This window comes from Thermobifida halotolerans (assembly GCF_003574835.2).
Classification (GTDB): Bacteria; Actinomycetota; Actinomycetes; order Streptosporangiales; family Streptosporangiaceae; genus Thermobifida; species Thermobifida halotolerans.
The window spans coordinates 2966843-2980502 of the sequence record NZ_CP063196.1 but is presented as its reverse complement, the minus strand read 5'-3'; the positions used below and the strand labels follow the sequence as shown (position 1 = coordinate 2980502).

At 71.4% G+C, this 13660-nt stretch carries 10 protein-coding genes; 7 read left to right on the top strand and 3 right to left on the bottom strand.

Translation table 11 applies throughout. The features are described from left to right. Window positions 1-50 precede the first annotated feature (50 nt). The 3 genes from NI17_RS13355 (at window position 51) to NI17_RS13345 (ending at window position 3596) form a co-directional block, all read left to right on the top strand. Window positions 51-284, top strand: coding sequence for a hypothetical protein (locus NI17_RS13355; RefSeq protein WP_199859952.1), 234 nt, complete (start codon window positions 51-53; stop codon window positions 282-284). Window positions 285-558: 274 nt separating this feature from the next. Continuing rightward, on the top strand, window positions 559-2214 hold the full coding sequence (locus tag NI17_RS13350; protein ID WP_084012445.1) for an SPFH domain-containing protein: 1656 nt from the start codon (window positions 559-561) through the stop codon (window positions 2212-2214). Next, entirely contained in the window at window positions 2214-3596 is a 1383-nt protein-coding gene (locus NI17_RS13345) for an SPFH domain-containing protein (RefSeq protein ID WP_119268040.1), read from the top strand. The genes NI17_RS13350 and NI17_RS13345 overlap by 1 nt, the downstream gene beginning before the upstream one ends. A 117-nt stretch (window positions 3597-3713) precedes the next feature. Here the strand turns inward: NI17_RS13345 and NI17_RS13340 are convergent, their stop codons facing one another. After that, window positions 3714-4403, bottom strand: a complete 690-nt coding sequence (locus NI17_RS13340; RefSeq protein WP_068688886.1) for a hypothetical protein — start codon at window positions 4401-4403, stop codon at window positions 3714-3716. A gap of 188 nt (window positions 4404-4591) precedes the next feature. Here NI17_RS13340 and NI17_RS13335 point away from each other — a divergent pair, with 188 nt between their 5' ends. The 3 genes from NI17_RS13335 (at window position 4592) to NI17_RS13325 (ending at window position 8657) form a co-directional block, all read left to right on the top strand. Continuing rightward, window positions 4592-5287, top strand: coding sequence for a ribonuclease HII (locus NI17_RS13335; protein ID WP_068688887.1), 696 nt, complete (start codon window positions 4592-4594; stop codon window positions 5285-5287). Window positions 5288-5452: 165 nt separating this feature from the next. Next, on the top strand, window positions 5453-7855 hold the full coding sequence (locus NI17_RS13330) for an AAA family ATPase (RefSeq protein WP_243597511.1): 2403 nt from the start codon (window positions 5453-5455) through the stop codon (window positions 7853-7855). 76 nt (window positions 7856-7931) lie between these two features. Next, complete coding sequence (locus tag NI17_RS13325; RefSeq protein WP_068688890.1) at window positions 7932-8657, top strand: nucleotidyltransferase family protein; 726 nt, start codon at window positions 7932-7934, stop codon at window positions 8655-8657. A gap of 63 nt (window positions 8658-8720) precedes the next feature. Here NI17_RS13325 and NI17_RS13320 read toward each other — a convergent pair whose 3' ends face one another. Further along, window positions 8721-10256, bottom strand: a complete 1536-nt coding sequence (locus NI17_RS13320; RefSeq protein WP_068689152.1) for a hypothetical protein — start codon at window positions 10254-10256, stop codon at window positions 8721-8723. A gap of 176 nt (window positions 10257-10432) precedes the next feature. Then, window positions 10433-10684 (bottom strand): hypothetical protein, encoded by a 252-nt coding sequence (locus NI17_RS13315; protein ID WP_068689154.1) that lies wholly within the window; start codon window positions 10682-10684, stop codon window positions 10433-10435. A 665-nt stretch (window positions 10685-11349) separates the two neighbouring features. Between NI17_RS13315 and NI17_RS13310 the strand changes: the two genes are divergently transcribed. Then, on the top strand, window positions 11350-13419 hold the full coding sequence (locus NI17_RS13310) for a SpoIIE family protein phosphatase (protein ID WP_068688891.1): 2070 nt from the start codon (window positions 11350-11352) through the stop codon (window positions 13417-13419). Window positions 13420-13660 lie beyond the last annotated feature (241 nt).

Sequence of the window (13660 nt, the reverse complement as noted above, 5' to 3'; positions counted from 1 at the left end):
AGAACTCGGATCTGCCACCCGGTGGACCGCACCGACTACGGCAGAAGCATATGGTTCACGTTCTCCGCGATCAGTTGCAGGTGGACGAACCGGTGTTCTGGGCCTGCGTCCGAGGCGGCGTTGTTCCTGACCGGGGCCAGCCGGTACCCCGGTCCCAGACGCTGCCCGTCGAGCTCGTCCACCTGCTGGTCACCAAGGTCGGACCCGGCGAGGCCGAGAGCGCGGAAATGGGCGGGGAAGAGGCGGTCGCCAGGCTCCAGAGGTACTGGATCGAAGGAGAGTGAAGCCAGCGGTCGCATCGCGGAGGACAGAGTCCTCGGTGGCGTGACCTCACGGAGGAACAGAGCGGGTGGACGACCGAGGTGCGGTCGTCCACCCGCTTCGTCAGGTCGGGGCCGAGGCGGGGCCTCCGATACCGGACGGCCGTTTCCACGCGACCCGAAGGTCCGCAACCGTGTGGAAAGATGCCAGAACCACCGGCAGGGACGACGGAACCGAGGGGGAGCGGACCGCGTCCGAATGCACAACCCTCAGTGAGAGCGAAAGGAGTCCTCGCCTATGTCCTTTGCGCAGACCGTGCGCGGGGCCGCGAGCGCGATAGCCCAGGGAGGTGATCCGCGCCAGGCGGTCGGTGACGCCGTCGGACAGGCGGCGGACCAGTTCGGGCTCGACCCGGGCGACTTCCTGGCAGCACGCGACCAGGGGGCCTCCGTGGGAACCCTGATCGAACAGCAGAGCACCTCGCTGGCCAACGCGGGTGAGGCCCTCAACCGGAGCAGGTTCGAATCCGGTCCTGAGGGGCCGGTCCACGTCATCTGTCCGATGGTGATCCCGCGCGGACGAACCGCCCGCGCGATGATCCCCGTGATCCTCCTCGTCCTGCTCGGCCTGGTGGGAACGGCGGTCACCTGGGCGCTGCCCGGCGCCACCATGATCTTCTTCGGGCCGCACTACTGGCTGCTGGTCCTCGCCATCGGCGTGTTCGGGTGGTGGCGCCAGGGCATGGTCATGGTGCCCGACGGCTGCCACGCGCTGATCAGCAAGTTCGGCAAACTGGAGCAGATCGTCGGCCCCGGCCGGATCACCCTGCTCAACCCCTGGAAGCGGGTCTCCTACATCGTCAACACGACACGGGAGTACCCCTTCAACGCCCCGATCCGCGAGGCCCCCACCAAGAGCGGCGTCAAGGCGTCGGTCGACCTGTTCCTCCAGTTCCGCATCGAGGACCCCACGGAGTTCGTCTTCACCCTCGGCGCGGTGCAGGGCTTCCAGGACAAGCTCAACAACGCCATCAGCGAGACCACCCGCAGCCTCATCTACGACCAGCAGGCCTCGGAGATCTACGACCTGGTCGGCGAGAACACCGCCCGCCTGCTGGACCAGCTCAACCAGCAGTTCCTCCCCGCGGTGCGGCTGACCAACGCCAACATCACCCACGCGGAGCCGTCCAGCCAGGAGTACCGCATGGACCTGGCCGCCCCCGAGATGGTGCGGGTGGCCAAGGAGGCCTACACCTACGAGTACCAGCTCCAGTTGCGCAAGGAGCAGAACGAGGGCGACCTCAACAAGGAACTCGCCACCCTCAACGAGACCCTCTCCGCGATCCAGGCCGACATCGCCCAGTACCAGGCACAGATGGACACCGCGCTGGAGCGCGAGACCAACCGCGCCCGGGCCCAGGCCCGTCAGCGGTTCGTCGAGGCCGAGAGCACCGCGCAGGCCAACGCCGCGCTGCTGGAGGCCCAGGCCCTGGACATCCGGGCGGTCAGTGCGGCCGAGGCCCCCGAGATCCTCAACTACCGCTTCCAGCAGGACCTGCTGGACAAGCTGGAGGCGGTGGCCGACAGCCTGCCGCAGTTGGTGCAGATCGGGGACGGCGACACGGCCATCGACTTCCTCCGGGTGGCCCAGCAGCTCATCGGCGGCGCCGACCAGGCGCTGTTCTCCGACGGCGACATCGCGGCCATCCGCACCCGGCTCGCCGAGATCGAGGAGCGCATCGCCTCGCGGGAACCCGAGATCGCCGCACTCCTGGGGGCGGGGGAGGAGCCCGCGGTCGCCGGTCCCACCCCGCCGACGGGTGAGGACCCCGGAGCCGACCGGGTCGAGGAGATCCGCCAGTCCGTCTCCGAATCGGCCGTCGACCAGGAGCCGGACCAGGCGGTAGGACAGTCCGAGCCCGAAGCCGGGCCCGACCAGTGGGGAGGCCAGTGATGAGCCAGCCGATCGGCCGCGGCACCTCCACCATCAAGGAGTCGCTCGCGTCGTGGGGCGACATCGCCCGACTGCTGCGCGGCGGCGACCAGGGAGCCCTGGTCCCCGTCGTCATCCCCCGGGACAGCCGGGGCCTGAAGTGGATGACCCTGGTCTGGATCGGGCTCTACCTGATCCTGGCCGCACTCGTGGCGGCGCTGGCCTTCGGAGGGGTGGTCGGGGCCCTCGTCGCGGTTCCGGCCCTGCTCCTCGGCGTCGTCGCGGTCGTCCTCGCGCTGCTGTGGTGGTGGCGCTCGTCCATCGTGGAGATCGAGCAGGGCACCACCGGGGTGCTCACCAAGTTCGGAGCCATCGTCTCGGAGTTGGGACCGGGGCGCCACTACCTGTGGCATCCGTGGACCCGGGTGGACTTCGTCGTGGACACCTCCACCGAGATCCCCTACAACGCTCCCGTTCTGGCCTGCCCCACCAAGGAGAACGTGCCGCTCAAGTCGATCGAGTTCTTCCTGAAGTTCCGCATCACCAACGCGGTCGACTTCGTGCGCACCATCGGCGCCAGCAACTTCGACCTGGTGCTGTCCAACGCGGTGCAGGACGCCATCCGCCAGCGCAGCCGCCAGGTGCAGACCGAGAACGCCTACGACCTGCGGGGCTCCGACGTCGCGGACATGCAGGACCTGCTGAACCGCCAGCTCAGCCGGTACGGCGTGCAGATCATGGGGTGCAACATCCCCGACGTGCAGTTGCCCAACCAGTACCAGCAGCACCTGTCCACCCGTGAGCGGGTCGCCAAGGAACTGGTCGCCTACGAGCAGGAGTGGGAGCTGACCCGCAAGCGCCGCATCGACACGCTCCTGATGGACATCGAACGCTCCAAGAAGACCCGCGACGCCAAGATCGTCGAGGTCAACGCGGCTCTCAACCAGGCCCGCAAGGACGTGGCGCAGATGTTGGAGGAGCAGGAGACCGAGGCGCAGCGCGTGCGCTACGAGATCGAGACCCGCGGTCGGACCAACCTGGTGGCCGCCACCAACGAGGCCACCGCCCAGCGGCGGCTGGCCACCGCCTACCGGGACAACCGGGCGATGCTCCAGTACGAGCTGGCCCGCCGCCGCCTGGACGTGGGAGCCAAGCTCGCCGAGCGGGCCCCGCAGCCGGTGGTGGTGCGCACCGACCCCGGCTCCGGGGACACCTCGGCGCTGTCCACGCTGCTGCTCGCCCAACTCCTCCCGGGAATCGGGGAGCGGCGTCCGCGCGGCCTGGACGGCGGAGCGTCGGCCCCCCGGACCGGAAGCCAGGAGACCGCCCAGCAGCTGCGGGGATCGCTCGCCGACGCGGCCCGGCACCAGCAGCGGCTCCAGGAGCAGCGGCGGGACTCCTGACCCGCCGCGACAGGCGGAGGGGGCCGTCCGGTCGCGGACGGCCCCCTCCGTGTCTGCTGCTCCGGCGGGTCGGGCGGTGGTCCGGGGGGCTCCCGGCGACCGGACCCGAGGGTGGGATCAGTGGTCGGTCCAGGAGTACCAGTCGCCCGCGATGTGCTCGTAGACCAGGTTGCCGTGACCGGGAACGAACACGTCGGTCGGCAGCTCCTTGGGACTGTAGGCCAGCCCCGACCTCTTGAGGACCCCGGCGCCCTCGACGGTGAAGAGGGTGACGCCCTCGCGCTCGGAGACCTCGCTGATCGGGTAGAAACCCGTCCACCTCTCCTCGGGGGAGACGACGGCGGAGGAGTCCGAGGTCTCCCGCAGTCGCAGCAGGTCGGAGGCCGAGGCGTCGACACGGGCCTGCAGGGGGAGGTTGGCGAGCGACAGGACGACGGCCGCGAGCGCGATCAGCGGCGGAGTGATCCAGCGCAGCCAGTAGTAGCGGATCATGGGCCGCGCCACGGTCATCGCGATCCCCAGACGCAGCGCGCCCATCGCGGCCAGGAACGCGCCGCCGCCCAGACCGAGGACGAAGCTGGTGAGATGGCCGCCGGGGACGCTGTCCTCGTACAGCAGCACAAGGGCGACGATGACGCAGCTGGGCAGGTAGAGGGTTCCCGGGGGACGGGAGGCCCAGGAGATGAGCCGCTGCGCGAGAGTCGGCTTGGACGCGATGGAGATCAGCTTGGCGACCGATTCCTCCCCGGTCACCGACGGTCCACCGTGCGGTGAGGATCCGACGGGCTCGGGAGTGGCGGCGGACATGAGGAGGCAGCCCCCAACAGACGAAGAGATGCTCGGAAACGGATGTGCGGCCGACGGCTCCGGCGCGTGCGCCGCGTCCGATGGCGGCGGGCTTCGCACGGCAGCGGCCCGCACATCAGGATAGGGGAGTCGGAGGCGTCCGTGGCGCGATACCGCGTGGTAGGGCGGAATCCCGGTACTCTGGCCGAATGGCGAAGGCATCGGCAACCGTCCCCCCGCCCACCTACGACCTGGAGCGCGAACTCGCCGCGGGCGGCGCGGAGGTGGTCGCGGGTGTCGACGAGGTGGGTAGGGGAGCCTGGGCCGGTCCGGTGCTGGTCTGCGCGGCGGTCACCGACGGCTCCCCGCCTCCCGAGGGGCTCACCGACTCCAAGAGGCTCAGCCCCAAACGCCGGGTCGCGATGGCGGAGAAGATCCGCTCCTGGGTACGTGACCACGCCTTCGGCCAGGCCGAGCCCGCGGAGATCGACGAACTGGGCATGACCGAGGCACTCCGGCTGGCGGCCCACCGGGCGCTGACCGCCCTGGCCACGCCACCCGACGCGGTCGTCCTGGACGGCAGGCACGACTACCTCGGCTCGCCCTGGAGGGTGCGCACCCAGGTCAAGGCGGACCTGACCTGCGTCAGCGTCGCCGCGGCGTCGGTGCTGGCCAAGGTGCGCAGGGACGCGATGATGGCCGAGCTGGACGCCCGGCACCCCGGCTACGGCTTCGCCACCGCCGCGGGCTACCCCTCGCCGACGCACCGGGCCGCGCTCGCCGAGCACGGCCCCACCCCGCACCACCGGATGTCCTGGTCCTACCTCGACAACCTGCCCCGGTGGCGGCACCTGCGGGTGGCCCGGCCCACCGCCGGGGGCGACCAGTTGAGCCTCATCGACTGACTCCCGGCCGCGGCGGCCCGGACCGGGAGCGGGCGCCCGCCGTCGGGACGCGACACGCGCGGTGTTCCTTACGAAATACCCGCCGTAAGCGGCAGTATGGAACGCGACCCGGTACGAGTGCCCGCGAAGCAGGGCGCACGGGGGCATAGCGCGAAAGGGGCAGCGATGGGGCGCCAGACCGAACCGCGAGCCGCGCAGCGACCCACGGCGACCTCCATGGAACGCCTCCGTTCCGCCTACCGCCGCATCCCCGTGCGCACCCGCCTGCTGGCCGGGCTCGGCACGGTCACCGCCGCCGCGGTCGCGGCCTTCCTCACGGGCGTCCCGGTGTGGGCGGCCGTCACCACCGCGGTCCTGCTCCTGGGACTGTTCGCCGCGCTGATGCACTCCGCCGCGGCGGTCGCCACCGCCGCGGTCTGCGTGGGCTGGACGGTCCTGGCCTACACGCTGCTGTCCATCCCGCTGCACGGCGAACCGGTCCTGCTGCTGCTCCCGCTGCTGCCGCCGCTGGCCGCACTCGCCGCGTCCCGGATCACCGCCTTCCCGGTGTGGCACACCACCCTGCTGACCCTGCTGGGCGGGCTGATCGTCGGATTCGGCGTCGCGCTGGCCCACATGATCGCTCCCGCGGTCCCCGCGGGAGCGGGGGTCGCGGCGATGGTTCTGGCCGCCGGAGCGGCGCTGCTGTGGCGGGTCGTGGCCGCGCGCCGACTGACCAAGGAGATGAGCCGCTACCTGCCGGAGCGCACCGCGTCCGCCGCGACCCCCCCGTCCCGGGCGAACCGGTCGCGCGCCCGCGGCGGCAGCGGCGCCGCGTCCCGGGCCGAACCCGCCGCGGAGGAGCCGATCCCGGTGACCGAGGCGCTGGCCGAACTGGAGCGCATGATCGGCCTGGACCCGGTCAAACAGCAGGTCCGCGCGATCGCCGCGGCCATCGAGGCGGCGCGGCTGCGCGCCGACGCCGGCTACAGCGTGGACAGGCCACTGCGTCACCTGGTGTTCTCCGGTCCCCCCGGCACCGGCAAGACCAGTGTGGCGCGCACTCTCGCCACGATCTTCCACTCCTTCGGGCTGCTGCCCACGGCGCGCGTGGTGGAGGCCCAGCGCGCCGACCTGGTGGGGGAGTACCTGGGCGCCACGGCCATCAAGACCAACGAGCTGGTCGACCGGGCGCTGGGCGGCGTGCTGTTCGTCGACGAGGCCTACTCCCTGGTCAACGAGGGCGACGGGCAGCCCGACCGGTTCGGCAGCGAAGCCGTGCAGACCCTGCTCAAGCGGGCCGAGGACGACCGCGACCGGCTGGTCGTCATCCTCGCCGGATACGAGGCCGAGATGGACCGCTTCCTGGCCTCCAACCCGGGGCTGGCCTCCCGGTTCGCCACCCGCATCAGCTTCCCCAGCTACACCGCCGACGAGCTGCGGCGCATCGCCGAGTCGCTGTTCGCCCGGCGCGGTGACGTCCTGGAGGCGGGAGCCGCCGCGGAGCTGCGCACCCGACTGGAGCAGGTGGTCCAGCGCGGGGCCGTCGACGAGCTCGGCAACGGCCGCTTCGCCCGGTCCCTGGTGGAGAAGGCCGCCGAGGCCCGCGACGTGCGGGTGGTCACCCGCGGCTCCTCGGGGAAGCGGCCCGAGCCCGCGGAACTGGTCACGGTGCGCGCCGCCGACATCGCCACCGCCTGCGACGCGCTGACCGAGCGGCTGCCCGGGTTCGCCAGGACACCCGACGTCACCGAGGCGCTGGCCGAGCTGGACGCGATGATCGGCCTGGCGCCGGTCAAGCGGCAGGTGCGCGCGATCGCCGCGCAACTGCAGGTGGCACGGCTGCGCGAGGGGCAGGGACTGCGCACACAGGCGCCGATGCGCCACTTCGTGTTCGTGGGGCCGCCCGGCACCGGAAAGACCACGGTCGCCCGCATCCTCGGCCGGGTCTTCGCCGCCCTGGGCCTGCTCAACCGGGCCGACGTGGTCGAGGCCGGCCGCGCCGACCTGGTGGGCGAGCACCTGGGCGCCACCGCGGTCAAGACCAACAAGCTGGTGGACCGGGCGCTGGGCGGCGTGCTGTTCGTCGACGAGGCCTACGCGCTGGCCAACCCCGGCTACAGCGGCGGTGACGCGTTCGGCGCCGAGGCCATCCAGACCCTGCTCAAGCGGGCCGAGGACGACCGCGATCGGCTGGTCATCGTGCTGGCGGGCTATCCGGCCGACATGGACCGCTTCCTCGGCAGCAACGCCGGGCTGTCCTCGCGGTTCAACGTGCGGGTGGCCTTCCCCAGCTACACGCCGGAGGAGCTCACCGAGATCGCGGAGCGGATGGCCGCGCGCGCCGGCGACTCCTTCGACGGCGCCGCGCGCACCGACCTCGGCCGCATCTTCGGCTACGTCTGCGACGAGGGCTGGATCGACGAGCTGGGCAACGGCCGCTTCGCGCGGTCGCTGTTCGAGAAGGCGTGCTCCCAGCGCGACCTGCGGGTCGCCGAGAGCCTCGGCGAGAACGCCAGCGCCGCCGACCTGACCACGATCACCAGCGCCGACCTGCGGGCCGCCTACGCGGAGATCACCCAGCGCTGAACGGGCGGAGCCGCCGGGACGGACGGCGCGGAGAACTCCCCGCGGCGACGGCGGCCGACCCTGCTATGGTCCGCTCATGAGTCGTTCCAGCGAACCCATCCGGCAGGCCGTGATCCTCGCCGGAGGACAGGCCACCCGGTTGCGCCCCTACACCGACACCCGTCCCAAGGCCATGGTCGAGGTCGCCGACCGGCCCATCATCGACCACCAACTGGAATGGCTCGCCCGGCACGGAGTCGAGCACGTGGTGGTCTCCTGCGGCTACAAGGCCGAGGTGCTGCGCGAGCACCTCTCCGGGCGGGACCACGGTCCCGCGATCAGCCTGCTGGTGGAGGACGAGCCGCTGGGCCGCGGCGGTGCGCTGCGCTTCGCGGCGTCCGGCCTCAAGGACGACGACGCCCCCTACTTCGCGCTGAACGGCGACGTGCTGACCTGGTTCCCCCTGGACGAGTTCACCGCCTACCACCGGGAGAAGGGCGGCCTCATCACCCTGGCGCTGGCGCAGTACCGCACCAGTTGGGGCATCGTGGACGTCACCGACAGCGGGCTGATCGAGGGCTTCACGCAGAGCCCGCTGCTGCCGTTCTGGATCAACGCCGGCGTCTACGTCTTCGAACCGGACGCCACCCCGCTGCTCCCGGTCAGGGGCGACCACGAGTCCACCACCTTCCCGGACCTGGCCGGGCAGGGGCGGCTCTTCGGCTACCGGATCAGGGGCTTTTGGCGGGGGGTGGACACCGTCAAGGACGTCAAGGAGGCCAGCGAGCAGATCCCCGAACTGCTGGGCGGCTCCCCGGAGTGACCGGCGGGGCGGGGCCGTGGCCGGGCTCCCGGAGGGCGGGGGGCGGTCCCGGTCGCCCGCTCCTCACAGTTCGTCCAGGACCTTGACCAGCGCCGCCTCGTCCTCGGCCTCCCCCAGCGCGACCAGCAGCGCCTCCAGGACCGCGGAACGGGACAGGCCGCGGTCGAGCAGTCGCTGCGCCGCGGGCCACAGGTTGGACGGGTCCCCCTTCCACAGCCGTTCGGCCAGCCGCTCGTGCGCCGCCAGTGCCTCCTCGTCCAGGCGGTCCAGGGGCCGGCGGGGTCCCTCGGGGGCGGCGCTGTGCCGCCCCCGGGGCGACCGGGGCGGGTCGTAGGAGCCGAAGTGGTCCAGCCGCAGCAGCGCGCGCCGTCCGGCCGCGGTCGCCGGGTCGAACTCCTCCTCGTCCAACTCCGTCACCAGCGGGAAGGCGAACATCCTGCGGGGCAGCGCGGACAGGTCGCCGTCGGGCAGGAGCCGGTTGAGGACCTCGCGGCGCAGTCCGAACGTGGACGACGGATTCCAGTAGGACTCGGTGAACACGGCCGTGGCCTCCCACACGGCGTCGATGGTGGCGTGCAGCGCGACCTCGGGAAGGCCCTGGAAGGGACCGGCCCAGCGGATCCACGCCGCCAACACGTGCGGCATGGCCTCCTGCTCCTCGGGGAGGAGCACCACCCTGCGCGGCAGCCACTCCAGCAGGAACGTCTCCACCTTGCGCGGACTGACCCGCAGCGGACGGCCGGAGTCCGCGTCGCAGCCGTAGTCGATGATGTGCTCGGCGCAGCGTCCCGCGGCGTAGCTGTCGGACAGGTCGGCCGCGGCGTCGGAGGCCAGGAACCGCGCGGCCAGGGTGGCGCGGCGGTCCCGACGCCACGCCGTCGACCGGCCGGGCGGTTCCGGCGGCAGGGCGCGCGCCCGCGCCCGGACGAACCCCAGCAGCGCGGTCACGGAACGGCTCGGCCACCGGGCGGGCGACTCCTCGGGTGCGGCGGCCATCAGGCGGGCGGTCCGTTCGACCGCCGAGGTCAGCAGGGTGTGCGCCCGTCCCGGCGAGACGGTGGTGAAGGACGCCATCGGGTCCGTATCGGCCTGTTCGGAGCAGTGGCGCAGCAGCCGTTCGACCTTGGTGCTGACCCACGCGTCGCCGAGAACGCCCCCGCGGTTGTGGTCGATGACGGTGACCAGCGCGTGCTCGCCGCCCCCGGTCGGAGGGTCGGCCTCGTGGCGGTAGACGCACACGAGCTCGTCGACGTCGCCGAACAGCGACCGGGACACGTAGGCCCCGACGGGGCGGACGGCGGCGGGGGAGGCGGCCCAGCGGGGACGGGCGATCCCCTGCTCGGCCAGCTCGCGGGCGCTCCGTCCGGCCAGCATCCGGTGCCGGTGGGAGGCGCCCAGGGAGGAGACCCCGGTGAGCAGGGCCAGGGCTGCCGGGGTGGCGGCGCGCCGTGCGTAGTCGAGCAGGCCCTCGCCGACGAGGCGGTTCGGGTCGACGCCGCGTGCCCGCATCCCCTGCCAGGAGCCGAGCAGTTCACTGACGGTGAGCTCGGCGTCGAGGGGGTCGCGCATCGCCAGCAGGACCCGGGCGCCGCGGAGCATCTCCGCGAACACCTCGTCGGGCGGCGGTGCGGGCTCGGAGTGGAGTGAAGAGGGCGGAATCGACACCCCACGAGAGTATGACAGGGGCAGGGGATTCGGCGTGGTCCGACCGGTTCGGCGGTGTCGGCGCGGCGGTCGGGCGCGTCCCGGTCCGGTCGGGAGGCGCCCGACCGGCGTCAGCCCAGAGGGCTGCGGTCGTCGGGGACGGGACGGGGCGCGGGCTGGGGAGCGGACTTGATCAGCGCGCGCAGGTGCTCTCGGGCGACGCGTTCGACGAGGCCGGGCGTGGCCTCGAAACCGAGGTGCTCGGCGCAGCGCCAGGCGTCGGTCACGCAGCGCTCCACCGAGCGTGGTGGCAGAATCCGGAACTCCGTGCGCAGCCGGGCGGTGACCCGCTGCATGGCCGCAGGCTGGTCGGTCTTGAGCATCCGCGCCCCCCTCATGGCGTCGGCCTGGACGATGACCACCTCCATTCCACAACGTCGGGACGGGCTGTCAAGACCCGACGCCCCGGGCCTTGCCCAGGTTTTGGGGCGTCCTGGAGGTGTCTGGGACGATTCGTGCCCCGAAGGTGAGGAAGATGTGCTCTCCTGGGAGAGCCCGTTATCCGCGACCTGCGGGTGAGATGTCGGGATGTAACTTGACGTTCGGTTTTCGGGCGTATCCGAGTCGCTGTCGTTTTCGTCACGGGAGGGTGCGACCACGGTGGCTACCGAGGGTCTCCGAAAAAGGATGACCGAAACGGCGGAACTTTCCGCATCTCATTCTGGTAACGTATATTATTTACTCTCTGCGATTGTCGCCGGTTGAGCCCTTTGGCTGGACCGGTGCGGCCGGGCCGCGGTGTCCTATGCTGGGGCGGTGCGGTGACAGGCGAAATCGCAGTCAGGTACGGTTTCCGGAAGCAGGGAGACCTTTTCTCCGGCAGGCCGCGCGGCGAGGGGGTGGTCGCTGTGGACACCGTCCGCGGCCCTGCCCTGCCGAGCGCGCACCGTATTCTCGGCTCGGGCGGTCGAACCCCGCCGCACCAGCCGCTCCCGACAGTCACCAGTCCCATTCTGACCACGGGGAAAGGGTCCCGGAGGTGTCGCCGATGAGCACCGAGACGTCCGTCCCGTTTCTCCGCGTTTCCCCCATGAACCCCGTTGACGCCGCACTGCTGGAGACGCTCCTCAAAGAAGCGCCCATCGGTTTTGCCTTCTTCACCCCTGACCTGTGCTTCCAAAGGGTCAACCGCACCCTGGCGGCCATTTACGGCCGTTCCGCCGACGAGTGCCACGGCCGCACCCCCTCGGAGGTGCTGACCGCCTCCGACGCCACCGCGCACGAGAACGCGCTCACGGCGGTCCTGGCTGGTGAGACCGTGGTCTACAGCGACCACCACCTCATCGGCGGGACACCGCACCGGCCCGACGACGAGCGGCACTGGGCGATGTCCTGGTTCCCCGCCTACGACCTGGCGGGCGAGATCACCGGGGCCGCGCTGATCGCGGTGGACATCAGCGAGCGCCACAAGGCCGAGACGGACCTGCGCCGCAGTGAGGAGCGCTACCGCGCGCTGATGCAGGCCGGCAACCAGATCGTCTGGGCCGCCGCGCGCGACGGCCGGGTCGACGAGGACTGCCCCGAGTGGCGTGCCATGACCGGCCAGTCCGAGGAGGAGTACCTGGCCGAGGGCTGGCTCGCCGCGGTGCACCCCGACGACCACGAACGCACCCGGCTGGCCTGGGAGGACGCGATCGAGGACGGCACGACCTTCGAAGCCGACTTCCGGGTCCGCGTCCGCAGCGGCGAGTACCGGTACTACCGCTCCCGCGCGGTCCCCCTGGTCCGCGACGACACGGTGGTCGAGTGGGTCGGCACACACGTCGACGTCACCACCACCGCCGAGGTGCGCCAGCGGCTGACCCAGCAGCTGGAGAAGGCCGCGGTGCGTACGGCCCGGCTGCAGAAGGCCACCTCCGACCTCGCCGAGGCGCTCACCGTCGACCAGGTCGTCCACGTGATGACCGAGATCGGAAACACCGCGGTCGGGGTGTACCGGACCGCGGTGGCCCAGCTCGACCGCGAACGGCTGCGGCTGCAGCTGCTCAACGCCGACGGCATCCCCGACGTGCCCGGTGCGCCGCCCCGCGAGATGGGGCTGGAGTACCTCAGCATGATGACCCTCGCGGTCCGCGAGGGCCGCGCCGTCGTCGCGGAGTCGCCCGAGGCGCTGCGCGAGGTCATGAAGGACCACGAGGACACCGTCGCCTACCTCGCGCACACCGACGAGCGCGCGTGGATCGCGCTGCCCATGATGAGTGCGGGACGCCCCATCGGAGCGCTGCGCTTCTCCTTCCGGGAGCCCCGCGAGATCTCCGAGGAGGAGAGGGCGTTCCTCGAGGCCCTGGCCGGTCAGTGCGCCCTGGCCCTGGAACGGGCCACGCTGTACGAGCGGGAGCACAGCACCGCCGAGGCGCTGCAGAAGAGCCTGCTGCCCGAGGAGCTGCCCGAGGTGCACGGCATCCGGCTGGGCAAGCTCTACAACCCCGGGACCAAGTACGTGCAGGTCGGCGGGGACTGGTACGACGCCTTCCGGCTCACCGACGGCCGGGTCGCCGGGGTGCTGGGGGACGTCATGGGCAAGGGGCTCAAGGCGGCCACCGGCATGAGCCGCGTCCGCAACGCGCTGCGCGCGCTGGCCTTCAGCATGCCCGAACCGGCCGACGTGCTCACCGGGCTGGACAACCTGTTCAGCGCCACCGAGAGCAACGACCAGATCACCACGCTGGTCTACTTCGTCCTGGAACCGGAGACCGGCCACGGCCACCTCGCCAACGCCGGGCACCTGCCACCGCTGCTCATCGCCGAGGAGGGGGCGCCCAGACTGCTGGAGACCGAGCCGTCGACCCCGCTCGGCATCCCCGTTCCGCGGGAACAGCACAAATTTTTTGTCCCACCCGGTAACACCCTCGTGCTCTACTCCGATGGACTAGTAGAGAACCGCAGGCGTGCCGCAGGAGCGGGCCTCGAAGAACTCGTCACCGTAGCTTCCCGAGCACCGGCGGAGGTGGTGGGCGATCCACAGAAGATCCTGAAGTACCTTGTGGAAAGGATGCTTGCGGGGCATGAGCAGGATGATGACGTAACCTTGCTTGCCGTCCACGTTCCCGCGACGTGAGACCGGGCCACGCGAGCAGCCAGCGGCGAACAACCCGTCCGCCCCACCTAAAGTGGGAGAAGATCCACAAGCGGTCCTCGCACCAGCGGGGATGATCCGAACCCGACCACCGAACATTTCAACCGCGCACCAGCCGGGTCCGCGGTGGAAATCTTACTGGGCCGATGCGTCAGAACGCCAGAAGACGCAGAGGATCAGCGCACTCGGTGGTCCCCGCGTCCGTGGGAGCGGGCAGAGCCAG

What these genes read in the sequence shown, in the direction of transcription:
- NI17_RS13355 (WP_199859952.1), top strand. Translation starts at nt 51, where the DNA reads ATGGTTCACGTTCTCCGCGATCAGTTGCAGGTGGACGAACCGGTGTTC.
- NI17_RS13350 (WP_084012445.1), top strand. Translation starts at nt 559, where the DNA reads ATGTCCTTTGCGCAGACCGTGCGCGGGGCCGCGAGCGCGATAGCCCAG.
- NI17_RS13345 (WP_119268040.1), top strand. Translation starts at nt 2,214, where the DNA reads ATGAGCCAGCCGATCGGCCGCGGCACCTCCACCATCAAGGAGTCGCTC.
- NI17_RS13340 (WP_068688886.1), bottom strand. Translation starts at nt 4,403, where the DNA reads ATGTCCGCCGCCACTCCCGAGCCCGTCGGATCCTCACCGCACGGTGGA.
- NI17_RS13335 (WP_068688887.1), top strand. Translation starts at nt 4,592, where the DNA reads ATGGCGAAGGCATCGGCAACCGTCCCCCCGCCCACCTACGACCTGGAG.
- NI17_RS13330 (WP_243597511.1), top strand. Translation starts at nt 5,453, where the DNA reads ATGGGGCGCCAGACCGAACCGCGAGCCGCGCAGCGACCCACGGCGACC.
- NI17_RS13325 (WP_068688890.1), top strand. Translation starts at nt 7,932, where the DNA reads ATGAGTCGTTCCAGCGAACCCATCCGGCAGGCCGTGATCCTCGCCGGA.
- NI17_RS13320 (WP_068689152.1), bottom strand. Translation starts at nt 10,256, where the DNA reads ATGCTCCGCGGCGCCCGGGTCCTGCTGGCGATGCGCGACCCCCTCGAC.
- NI17_RS13315 (WP_068689154.1), bottom strand. Translation starts at nt 10,684, where the DNA reads ATGCTCAAGACCGACCAGCCTGCGGCCATGCAGCGGGTCACCGCCCGG.
- NI17_RS13310 (WP_068688891.1), top strand. Translation starts at nt 11,350, where the DNA reads ATGAGCACCGAGACGTCCGTCCCGTTTCTCCGCGTTTCCCCCATGAAC.